We start from the raw sequence: 11111 nt of genomic DNA, 5'->3' as shown, positions 1-11111 counted from the left end.
GCCGCGGGCCACGTCCCCGCCGCCCCGGCCGCTGTCGCTGTCTCGGCGGACCCCCGCCGTTCTGGAGGAGCATCGTGCCCACACCCGGCCTGACCGTCGCCGACCCGGCCGCAGCCAGCCCCGGCGCGCCGTCGCCCGTTCGGCCCATGGACGCTCCAGCCGCTGGCCTCTCCGTCGCCAGCGGGCCAACCGTCACCGGGCACTACGTCGACGGGGTGCTCGTGGAGGGGGCCCGGTCGGGGGGCACGCCCGTGCACGATCCGGCCACCGGCGAGCTGATCGGCGTCACCGGGCATGCCGGCCCGGCGACCGTCGCCCGGGCACTGGCCGCCGCCCGCGCCGCCGCGCCCGGCTGGGCGGCCCGACCACTCGCCGAGCGGATGCGCTACCTCGACGCCTGGCGGGAACGGCTCGCCGCCGCCGCGGACGCCCTCACTGAACTGGTCGTCGACGAGCTCGGACTGATACCCGAGTTCGCCCGCCGTGTGCACGTGGGACGAGCCGTCGGTTGCCTGGAGCATCTGGGGGAGCTTGCCGAGGCGGTGCTCACCCCCCGCAGGGAGGGCACGTCGCTCGTCGTGCGGGAGCCGGCCGGCGTGGTCGCGGCGATCACCGCCTGGAACTTCCCGCTACACATGCTGGTCAGCAAGATCTCATCGGCGATCGCCCTCGGCAACACCGTCGTGATCAAGCCGTCCGAGATCAAGTCGCTGGCCGCCTGGGCTGCCACCCGGCTGCTCGCGCAGGTGGGGCTGCCGCCGGGCGTCGTCAACGTCGTCGGCGGCACCGGCCCCGAGGTCGGCGCGGCGCTGGTCGCCCACCCCGACGTCGACATGATCAGCTTCACCGGTTCGCGGGAGGTGGGCCGGAGCATCCTCGCCACCACCGCGACCACCATCACCCGCAGCGTGCTGGAACTGGGCGGCAAGAACCCGGCGCTGCTGCTGCCCGACGCGTCGCTGGACGAGGCGCTGCCCGGCGTGCTCGGCAGCTGCCTGTTCAACAACGGTCAGGTGTGCGGGGCGCAGAGCCGCCTGATCGTGCCACGCGCACTGCTGGCGGAGGTCGAGGAGCGAGTCGCCGAGATCGTCGACCGCACCGTCGTCGGACCGCCGCGCGCAGCCGGCACCGGTCTCGGCCCGGTGGTGAGCGCCGCCCAGCAGGCGCGGGTGAGCGGGTTCATCGCCGACGGGCTGAGCTCGGGGCTGCGTCTGCTGCGCGGCGGGCTCGGACTGCCGGAGGGGCTGCCGGCCAGCCATCACGGCGGCTACTACCTCCGGCCGACCGTCTTCACCGACGTGGCCGCCGGCCACCGGCTCGCCCAGGAGGAGATCTTCGGCCCGGTGCTGACCATCCTGGCCTGCGACAACGTCGACGACATGGTCGCGGTCGCCAACGGGACCCGGTATGGCCTGACCGCCGCTGTCTGGAGTGCGGACCTTGACCGGTCGATCGCCGTCGCCCGGCGGCTCAACGCGGGGCAGGTGGTCGTCAACGGCGGAGCGTTCAACCTGGCCGCGCCCTATGGCGGGGTGCGGGAGTCCGGCAACGGCCGCGAGCACGGCCGGGAGGGACTGGCGGAGCTCACCGAGGTGAAATCGCTGCAGCTGCCCGCCTGATCGGGCCAGCGCCCGCATCCCCCGGCTGGGTCCGCATCCCCCGACCGGGCCGGCAACCCATGAGCCGCCGGCCGACATTCCACAAGGAGCTTCCCTTGACCACCGACTTCGACCTGGTCATCCGCGGCGGGACGGTCGTCTCCGCCGATCGGGCCACCCGCCAGGATCTGGGCATCCGCGCGGGCCAGGTGGTGGCCGCCGGAACAGGCCTGTCTCCCGGGCGGCGAGAGGTCGACGCCACGGGCCTGGTCGTGCTGCCCGGGCTCGTCGACGTGCACGTTCACCTGCGCGAGCCCGGGATGACCCGCAAGGAGGACTTCCGCAGCGGCACCCGTGCGGCCGCCGCCGGCGGGGTCACCACCGTCGTCGACATGCCGAACACGCTGCCGCCGGTCGCGACGGCCGCCGGCTTCACCGAGAAGCTGGCGCTCGTCGCCCCGAAGGCGCACGTCGACTTCGGCCTGTACGGCATGCTCGGCCAGGACAACGCCGACGAGATCGCCGCGCTGGCGGCCGCCGGCGCGATGGGGCTCAAGCTGTTCATGGGTCAGACCACCGGCGACAACCCGTGCCCCGACGACGGCGCGATCCACGCGGGCCTGCGCGCCGCCGCCGCGGCCGGGCTCGTCGTCGGCGTGCACGCCGAGAACGACGCGCTGCTGCGCCGGCTCGGCCGCGAACTGCGCGCCAGCGGGCGCACCGACCCCCGCGCGCACCTCGCCTGCCGGCCCGCCGTCGTCGAGGTCGAGGCCGTCACCAGGATCATCACGCTGGCCAGCGACGCCGGCGCCCAGCTGCACATCCATCACCTGTCGACGGCGGCGGGGCTCGACCGCGTCCGGTTGATGCGCATGCTCGGGCACCGGCTCACCGTCGAGGTCCTCGTCGCCCACCTGCTGCTCGACGACAGCGCCTACGACCGGCACGGCAACCTGGTCAAACTGAACCCGCCCATCCGCCCGGCCACCGATGTCGCGGCCCTGTGGCAGGGCATCGCCGCCGGTGACGTCGACCTGATCGCCACCGACCACGCCCCGCACACCGCCGACGAGCAGGCCGAGACCGACGTCTGGGCGGCGCACGGCGGGTTCATCGGCGTCGAGACGATGCTGCCGTTGCTGCTGACCGAGGTGCACCGGGGACGGCTGTCGCTGCCCGACCTGGTCCGGTTGTGCTGCCACACGCCCGCCCGTACCTGGCGGATCGACGACCGCAAGGGTCATCTCGGCATCGGTGCGGACGCCGACCTCGTCCTCGTCGACCCGACCGCGGCCGGCGAGGTCGACCCCGGCCACCTGCACTCGCGCCACCCCGTCACGCCCTACGCTGGCTGGCCGACCGTCGGCGCCGTGCGGGCCACCTACCTGCGCGGCGAGCTGATCGCCGAGGACGGCCGGGCGGTGGGCGACCCAACCGGCCGACAGCTCACCCCCCGCCCGCTGCCCGGCGGCGACGACCTCGCCCGTTCGGACCAGGAGACCGGCCCCACCGGCACGGCCTCGGGCTCTGCCGGGACGGGACCGCGGACGGGGGACGCAGCCTCGCCCGGACGGGCCGGGCTGCCCACGCCCCTGGTCTCCGCATGATCGCCACCGCCACCGCCCATCCGGGGACGACATGACCACGCCGCGCTGGGACGCCGCGGCCGCCGGGCCGATCTGGCCCGCCGGCCCGCCCGCCGGTGTCGACCCGATCCGGGCGGCGGTCCGCGGCTGCCTCGCCGCCGAGGTCGGCCGCGACCTGACCGCGGCGGAAAGCGGCGGGGGTCGGCTGGACATCGGCGCGATCGGGACCACCGCGGCGCACGCCGTCGCGAGCCCGATGCTCGCCCGGGCGATCGCCGACGCCGGCCTCGTCCTCGGCGCCGCACGGCACGTCGCCGATCCCGCCGCGCTCGCCGCGGACCCCGGCTGGCGGCTCGCCGTCGTCCTCTCACCGTGGAAGCAGGCCGTCGCGGTCCAGCTCACCGCGCTGAGCCCGGCGGCGGTGACCACCGGGGTGGTCGACACGGTGCTGCGCGGCCCGCGTGGACTGCTCGGCGTCAACACGAACTCGTGGGCGGCGCAGGTGGTGCTCGAACTACTCGCCGCCGGCCGGGAACCGGGGCGGATCGTGCTGCTGGGCGCGGGCGCGTCGGCGCGTTCGGTCGCGCTGGGCCTCCGTCGTGCCTGGCCCGGCACCGAGCTGGTGATCAGCGCTCGCGCGGACGCGGCGGCCCAGGAGCTGGCGGCGGCGGCCGGGGCGCTGGCCGTGCCCGCCGCCGAGCTGACCGGCCTGCTCGACGGTCAGGCGCCTGCCATACTGATCAATTCGACGACGTGGGGAGAGACCCGCGAGTCGGAGACAGCCCCGTTCGCCTTTTCGTTCGACGATCTGCTCGCCCCGGGCGGTGCCTTCTTCGACCTCAACAACCGGCTTTCCGACCTGCAGGCGCGGGCGCTGCGGGCCGGCTGCACGGTCAGTTCCGGCACCCTCATGCAACGCGCCACCCACGCCTGTCGGGCCGCTCTGGCCCGCGAGACCCTGACACTGGAGGACGCGTGAGCGCCGACCCCTCCGTCCGGCCCGCTGCCGACGGCACCGCCCGCGGCCGGGTGTACCGCTACCTGCGCCAGGCGGTGATGATGGGCGAGCTCGCTCCGGGCAGCCGGCTGGTGGAGGACCGGATCGCGGCGGATCTCGCCGTCAGCCGCACCCCGGTCCGGGAGGCCCTGCAGCGGCTGACCAGCGAGGGTCTGGTGGTCCGGATCCGGCGCGGCCACCTGGAGGTGTGCGCGGTCGGGCCGCGGGAACGCGCCGAGATGCATCTGCTGCGGGTGGCGTTCGACGAGGTCGTCGCCCGGCTGATCAGCAGGCAGGCCGCCGAGGTCGACTGGGACGCGCTGCACGCCCGGCTGGTCCCGCTGGAGCAGGCTCTGCGCGGCGGCGGCGTCGGCAGCTCCGTGTTCGCCATGGCCCATCTGGACCTGCACATGGCCATCAACCGGGCCGCGTTCAGCGACCGCACCTCGACCTTCCTGGAGTCGCAGGCGTTTCTCTACCCGACCGACGACTACGTCCAGCAGGCCGGGTACGAGCCCGTCGAGCAGCACCGCGACCTGCTCGCGGCGCTGGCGAGCGGGGACGAGGAACATGCCGTCGCCGCGGTCCTCGCCCATGCGGTCCGCGGCGCCGCCCACGGCCTCGAGCGTGGCCAGACCGCCGAACCAGCCGGCCTGACCGCGCCGGCCGAACGGGGGCGGTCGTGAACGTCGTCCCCACCGCGGCCCCGGACGTCATGACCGCGGATGTCGTGCCAGCGGATGTCGTGCCAGCGTCCGGCGGCGTCTCCGGTGGTGGGCTGGGTGCCGGGCCGGTGCGGATGTTCGTCAACGGGCAGGCGATGAGCGGCGGGTCGATCCACGGCCCGCTTGCCGCGGCGCGTTTCCTCGGCCGCGTCCACACCGCGCCGCGCTACCGGTTCTGGTCGTTCGACGACGAGTTCCCCGGCCTGGAACCCGTCGAGGTCGGCGGGTACGCGGTACCCGGCGAGCTTTACGAGGTCAGCTACGCGGTCCTGCTCGACGAGCTGCTGCCGCTGGAGCCGCCGGAGCTGGAGCTGACTGTCATCGAACTGGCTGACGGCAGCGGTTCACTGAGCATGCGCGCCCGCGCCGGCACGCTGGCCGGCCGGACCGAGATCCGCCATGCCGCCGGCTGGCTCGGCTATCTCGCCGACCTCGGCCCCCCGCCGCGCTAGCTCGCGTGTGGAGCTGTGATCTTCGGGGCCGACCTCGCGAGGAACCCCCCACGAACACGCCTCGGGCGGGAAGAACCTGCGTGGGACAGCGGCCCCGTGTCGCTGATTCGACGTGACGTGTCCGATCTGCCCAGATTATGCGACACGGGCCGCCGCGATCATGCCAGAACGCGGCCACGACCGGCGGTGCGACGACGACACTGCCGAAGATCACAACTCTAGGCGCGGCCCAGGAGAGCGGCCACGCACGCGGGCGAGAAGTCGGCGATCGTGGTCAACGCGCCGGCGGCGCGACGCGTCAGAGGGTGGGGGCGCCGTCCTCGAGGTAGACGGGCAGGCGGGGCGCGGTGAGGCAGGCGGCGATGCGGCGGGCGAGGCGCGCCGAGGCCCGTGCGGCGACCTCGCCCGGCGTGCAGTACCGTGCCGAGCGGATCTCGGCGGTCTGCAGGGCCAGCGCGTCGATCTGGACGGGCGGGCCGTCCACGGCGAACAGGAAGCGCAGCGCGTCCGCCCGGCGCGGCGTCGCGGCGAGGTGGTCGACGCACAGCAACCTGCCGACGGGCAGCTCCAGCCCCAGCTCCTCGCCGAGCTCACGCTGGGCGGTGTACCGCGGGGACTCGCCCGGCTCGGCGATGCCGCCCGGAACGTCCCAGTTCGGTTTGTAGGTGGGCTCGACCAGCAGCACCCGGCCGGCCTCGTCTCGCAGCAGGCAGCCGGCGGCGACCGCCTTTCTCGACCGGGCCACGATGTCGTCGAGTGACGGCGCCATGGCCGCAACGCTACCGGTGCGGGGGCGTCACTCGACGCGCGCTGCGCCGGCTCGGGGGCGTCACCTGGACCGCGACCGTCCGATATGTGCATCGGGCCTGCGTGGCCGGCCAGCCGGGGCAGCGGCGGCCCGATGCTGGTAAAGGTGTAGCGAACCCCTGCGAACGGAGACGCCGATGAGCCCCCAGTTCCGCACGCTGACGCTCGCGCGGGACGGTGCGGTGGCGCGCATCACCCTTGACCGTCCCGACGCCGCGAACTGCGTGAACCAGGAGATGGGCGCCGAGCTGGCCCAGGTGGCGCGGGACGTCGCGAGCGACCCGTCCGTGCGGGCGGTGCTGCTGACCGGCTCCGGCCGGTTCTTCTGCGCCGGCGGGGACGTGAAGGAGATGGCGGGCTACGGCGAGCGTGCCGACCTGGAGATGAAGAAGCTCGCCGACGACCTGCACCAGGCCGTCACGAGCTTCGCCCGGATGGACGCCCCGCTGGTCGTCGCCGTGAACGGGACGGTCGCGGGCGCCGGCATCGGTCTCGCGATCATGGGTGACCTGGTGCTCGCCGCCGACTCGGCGAGTTTCACGCTGGCCTACACGAACGTCGGGCTCAGCCCGGACGGTGGCACGACGTACGCGCTGCCGCGGCTGATCGGGCTGCGCCGCACCCAGGAGCTGATCTTCACCAACCGCACCCTGCGCGCCCCGGAGGCGCTGGAGTGGGGCCTGGTCACCCAGGTTCTGCCCGCCGCCGAGCTGGACGCGGAGGCGACGGCGCTCGCCCAGCGCCTCGCCGCGGGGCCGAAGAACTCCTACCGCACCGTCCGCCAGCTGCTGCTGTCGACATTCGACCATGGTCTGGAGACGCATCTGGAGCTGGAGGGGCGCGGCATCTCGGCCTGCGCGGTCGGCGACGGCCGCGAGGGTGTCGCCGCTTTCGTCGACAAGCGCGCCCCGAAGTTCGTCTGAGATATCCCCGCGAGCGCGCGGACGGTCAGCCTAGGGCGCGGGAATGGTGGCGCCCTCGTTGCGCTGCGCGGGTGGCACGGTGGCGTCGGTCGGGTGGTCGTGCGGGTCGGCGAGGGCGCCGCGGGCGACCGTCCAGCGCAGCAGGGGTGGTGCCATGATCGATGTGGCGACCGCGACCAGCACCACCACCGTGTAGCCGGCGGAATCGATGACACCGAGGCGCAGCCCCGTGCCGGCGACGACGACCTCGACGACGCCGCGGGCGTTCATCCCGGCGCCGAGCGCCAGCGCCTCCCACCGGCCGAGGTGGCTGGCCCGCGCGCCCAGGTAGGCGCCGAGGAACTTGCCCGTCACGGCGACCGCGAGGACGACCGCGCCGGCCGCGAGGACGCTGGGCCGGCGCAGCTGGGTGAGGTCGACCCGCAAGCCCGCGGTGGCGAAGAACAACGGTGCCAGGACGCCCGTCACCACCAGCCGTACCGGTGCGACGAGGCGTGGGTCGAAGGAACGGCGCGATCCGATCACCATGCCCGCGATGAACGCGCCGAAGATCGCCTCCAGTCGCAGCGCCTGGGTCGCGGCGGCAGCCCCGAGGATCATCACGACGCAGGCCAGGCTGACCGCCGACGCCGGCGAGTCGCCCGCGGCCCGCCGCCGCCCAGCCTGGCGCAACACGACCTCGGCCACCGGCCCGCCGACGAGGCCCGCGACGACCACCGTCCCCAGGACGGACACCACGGACGTCAACACGTCACCCGTACGCACCCCGGTCGTCGCCAGCGCCGACACCACCGACAGCAGCAGCCAGCCGACCGCGTCGTCGACCGTGCCCGCGGCCAGCGTCATCTGGCCCACCCGACTGTGCAGCAGGCCCAGGTCGACGAGGATCCGCGCGATCACCGGGATGGCGCTGACGGCCATCGCGACGCCGAGGAACAGCGCGAACACCCAGTCGTCGACGTCGCCGGACAGCAGCCCCGCCGGCAGCAGCAGCCCGGTAGCCACGCCGAGGCCCAGCGGGACGATCAGCCCGCCGAGGCTGACCTGCGCCGCAGCCCGCCCTCGGCGCAGGATCGCGGGAACGTCCATCTCGGTTCCGGTCATACCGACGAACAGGATCACGCCGATCTGGCCGACGGCCTCCACCAGATGGAACTGGTTCGGGTCGGGGGGGAACAGCCAGTGCGCCGCCTCGGGTGCCAGCTGGGCGAACACCGAGGGTCCCACCAGGATCCCGGTGGCCAGCTCGCCGACGATCGCGGGCAGGCCGAGCCGCTGGGCGAGCCGCCCGAGCAGCAGCGCGCCGGCGAGAAGCGAGGTGACCGCGAGCAGGAACACGAGCATCGCGTGCGGCGCGATCGCGGGCATCGGCGTGCCCGCGGCGGCCAGTAAGCCCGCGGGTGTGCCAGCGGGGACATCACCAGGCACGTACTGAACCTCCGTTCCCGCGCGGGCGGGACAGTCCCGGATGGCCGCGGCGCCGCGGGTGCGGCGCGGTGCCGGAAAGCATGTGCTGGAGGCACGTGGCGGCCGGGTGAGTTTCCGTAGGAAGTATGGCAGCGGGCAACAATCCTCGCGGGCGGTTGCGGGGACCGGTGGTCCGGAGTCGTCACTCCACCGGACGATCGCGGGTCGGTCACGTCGGCGTCCGTGGCCGGCCTTCGGAAACGCCCGACGTCCGCCGTAACGTGGCCGAGGGATGTCCCTGCCGCTGTTGAGTGCCGGGTATGTGGAGGATGCGCCTCGTGACTGATTTCGGGCTGGTTCGTACGCCGACCTTCGCCGGGGCCGCCCTGGTGCGCGACGAGCCGCAGCGCCAGGATCCCGACCGGCAGAAGGAGGGTTGGGCGACGGCCCGCGTGATCGTCGTCGACGACGAGGGGCGTGCCCCCGTCGTCTGGCCCGACCCGCCGCCGACGGCCGAGGCGCCGGCCGGCCCCTGGCTGTGGACGCGGGTGGGCGCCGAGCTCGCCGGGGCGCCGCCCGCGGACGCGCTGCTGCTCGGCGAGGTCGACGGCATCGCCCACTGGGCGGTGCGCGGCGAGCGGGAGCGGGCCGCGGTGGGCGACGACCCGGCCGTGCGGTGGTCGAACCTGGCCGTGGTGGGCGCCGAGCTCGGCCCGCACGACAGCGCCCTGCTGGCCGCGGCCGTCGCCCTGCTCGGCTGGCATGAGCGCGCCCGCTTCTGCGCCCGGGACGGGTCCCCGACCCGTCTCATCAACGCCGGCTGGGCGAGGGTGTGCGAGGCCGAGTCGCACGAGGAGTATCCGCGCACCGATCCGGCGGTGATCGTCCTCGTGCACGACGGCGCGGACCGGATGCTGCTCGGCCGCCACCGCAACTGGCCAGCGGGCCGGTTCTCGGTGCTCGCCGGCTTCGTCGAGGCCGGCGAGTCCCTGGAGGCCTGCGTCGCCCGGGAGATCGCCGAGGAGGTCGGCATCGACGTGACCGACATCCGCTATCTCGGCAGCCAGGCCTGGCCGTTCCCGCGCTCCCTCATGATCGGTTATCACGCGGTCGCGGATCCCGAGCAGCCGCTGCGCCTGGACGAGACCGAGATCTGCGAGGCCATGTGGCTCACCCGCGACGACCTGCGGACGGCGCTGGCCCGCGGCGACTGGCGCGCCTCACCCGGTGCCGCCGGCTCGACCGGCGGCTCGACCGCCTCGACCGGCTCCTCCGGCTTGTCGGGTCGGGGCGAGGCGCTCGGTGAGGCCGTTCCGGTGCGGCTCCCCGGCCCGATCTCGATCGCCCGGAACATGATCGATTCCTGGGTCGCCGCCGGCTGACCTCCCCGTCGCGGCGCCGGCATCCCGTGAATCAGCCGTCCGTGTACTTCTTGGACGTCAGGGTGATCTCCCCGTCCGTACTGATCACTGTCCCCGCTGGCGGTGACTGGGCGATGACGTGCCAGTTGCGGTCCCAGATGAGCGCTCGCCCCTGGCCGGTGCCATCCCGTTCGGTGAGCCGGTAGAAGCCGGCGGCCTGCAGCGTGTCCTGGGCGGTCTGATGGTTCATGCCGACCACGTTCGGGATTGCTCGGGTGGGTGCCGGCGTCGGCGTGGCGGGCGAGGCCGGGACTACCGCGCCAGCGTCCGCCACCGGAGCGAGGGACGAGGTGCCCTCGGCGAGCGCGTTGGCGGTGGCGGCGGGGGCCGCGGTCGGCGCGGAGGTCCCGCCTCCGCCCAGCGCGGCACCGATGCCGAGCAGAAGGACCGCCACCGCGACCCCGATTCCCACCGTGGTCCTGCGGGAGAGGCCCCGCTTCTCCGGCGGCCCACCGGGGCCGGGTCTGCCGCCGGGCGCCGCCGCGACCTGGGGATCGGCGTCGTACGCGGCGGGCCCGTATCCGCGACGCTCGCCGTACTCGTGGCGATCCCATCCGCCGTCCCGGCGCCCGTGGCTGTCATATCCGTCGTCACGGCCATGACGGTCGTCATATCCGCGGCGGTCGTCATATCCGCGATGACCGTCAAACCGGCCCGGGTCCGCGCGGGGGCGACGATAGTCGCCTCCATGGTCGTAGCTCATGATCCTTTTCCCCCCTGCTGATCGGATCACGCCAGCCGAGGCAGGCTACTGTCTGCTATCTGTCAATCACATGTGGGGGACAAGGGGGTGACGGGCGGGGGTCGTGACGGAGTCGGGGTGCGTGTCGCATCGTGATCTTCGCGGATCCTCGTCGCCGAGTGATCCTGGCAGCCTTGTGGCCGTGTGTGTCGCGAACTCTGGGGCAAACCGGACACCGAACCAGGTGTTCGCGACACGGTGCCGCTGTTCCCCGCACGTGTCCCCGCACGCACGTCCCCCGTGCGAGAAGTCAGGCCGAGAGAGCTCCCCAAGACCACCCCGGCACCGCACCGAGCACCGCACCCCCGGTAACCGCACCCCCGGTACCCGCAGCGCGGCGCTGTCTCCCGCAGAGCACCCTGGGCACAGCCACCCACGCGATCTAGGGCTCGGCGGCGGCTGTCTGGGCGCGGGCGGTGGGGATGGCGGGGGGCGTGTCAAGCGGTTCGGTAC

10 protein-coding genes are annotated in these 11111 nt (G+C 74.0%); 7 read left to right on the top strand and 3 right to left on the bottom strand.

The genetic code is table 11. The features are described from left to right. The first annotated feature begins 74 nt into the window (after positions 1 to 74). The 5 genes from C1A33_RS12785 to C1A33_RS12765 all read left to right on the top strand — a co-directional run bounded on the left by C1A33_RS12785 (position 75) and on the right by C1A33_RS12765 (position 5358). The gene (locus C1A33_RS12785; protein WP_101831741.1) at positions 75 to 1619 is read left to right on the top strand and encodes an aldehyde dehydrogenase family protein; all 1545 of its coding nucleotides are present in this window, start codon (positions 75 to 77) and stop codon (positions 1617 to 1619) included. A 95-nt stretch (positions 1620 to 1714) separates the two neighbouring features. Next, the gene (allB, locus tag C1A33_RS12780; RefSeq protein WP_207770287.1) at positions 1715 to 3205 is read left to right on the top strand and encodes an allantoinase AllB; all 1491 of its coding nucleotides are present in this window, start codon (positions 1715 to 1717) and stop codon (positions 3203 to 3205) included. Positions 3206 to 3236: 31 nt separating this feature from the next. Beyond that, on the top strand, positions 3237 to 4163 hold the full coding sequence (locus C1A33_RS12775; protein WP_115537944.1) for a hypothetical protein: 927 nt from the start codon (positions 3237 to 3239) through the stop codon (positions 4161 to 4163). After that, a complete protein-coding gene (locus C1A33_RS12770; protein ID WP_207770286.1) occupies positions 4160 to 4867 on the top strand; it encodes a GntR family transcriptional regulator in 708 nt (235 codons plus the stop codon). The genes C1A33_RS12775 and C1A33_RS12770 overlap by 4 nt, the downstream gene beginning before the upstream one ends. Next, complete coding sequence (locus C1A33_RS12765; RefSeq protein WP_207770285.1) at positions 4864 to 5358, top strand: allophanate hydrolase-related protein; 495 nt, start codon at positions 4864 to 4866, stop codon at positions 5356 to 5358. Before C1A33_RS12770 ends, C1A33_RS12765 begins: the two co-directional genes overlap by 4 nt. Before the next feature lie 298 nt (positions 5359 to 5656). Here the strand turns inward: C1A33_RS12765 and C1A33_RS12760 are convergent, their stop codons facing one another. After that, entirely contained in the window at positions 5657 to 6127 is a 471-nt protein-coding gene (locus C1A33_RS12760) for an NUDIX domain-containing protein (protein WP_101831738.1), read from the bottom strand. Positions 6128 to 6302: 175 nt separating this feature from the next. Between C1A33_RS12760 and C1A33_RS12755 the strand changes: the two genes are divergently transcribed. Continuing rightward, entirely contained in the window at positions 6303 to 7088 is a 786-nt protein-coding gene (locus C1A33_RS12755; RefSeq protein WP_101831737.1) for an enoyl-CoA hydratase/isomerase family protein, read from the top strand. A 30-nt stretch (positions 7089 to 7118) separates the two neighbouring features. Here the strand turns inward: C1A33_RS12755 and C1A33_RS12750 are convergent, their stop codons facing one another. Beyond that, positions 7119 to 8516, bottom strand: coding sequence for a cation:proton antiporter (locus C1A33_RS12750; RefSeq protein ID WP_243407474.1), 1398 nt, complete (start codon positions 8514 to 8516; stop codon positions 7119 to 7121). A gap of 317 nt (positions 8517 to 8833) precedes the next feature. On the opposite strand from C1A33_RS12750, the gene nudC reads away from it, so the two are divergent. Next, positions 8834 to 9877: an NAD(+) diphosphatase gene (gene nudC / locus C1A33_RS12745; protein WP_101831736.1), complete on the top strand. Its 1044-nt coding sequence runs from the start codon at positions 8834 to 8836 to the stop codon at positions 9875 to 9877. 31 nt (positions 9878 to 9908) lie between these two features. On the opposite strand, the gene C1A33_RS12740 is transcribed toward nudC, so the two are convergent. After that, positions 9909 to 10619, bottom strand: coding sequence for a PASTA domain-containing protein (locus C1A33_RS12740; RefSeq protein WP_101831735.1), 711 nt, complete (start codon positions 10617 to 10619; stop codon positions 9909 to 9911). Positions 10620 to 11111 lie beyond the last annotated feature (492 nt).

It is taken from the genome of Frankia canadensis, assembly GCF_900197875.1.
Lineage (GTDB): Bacteria > Actinomycetota > Actinomycetes > Frankiales > Frankiaceae > Frankia > Frankia canadensis.
This window is presented reverse-complemented; position numbering and strand designations above follow the sequence as displayed.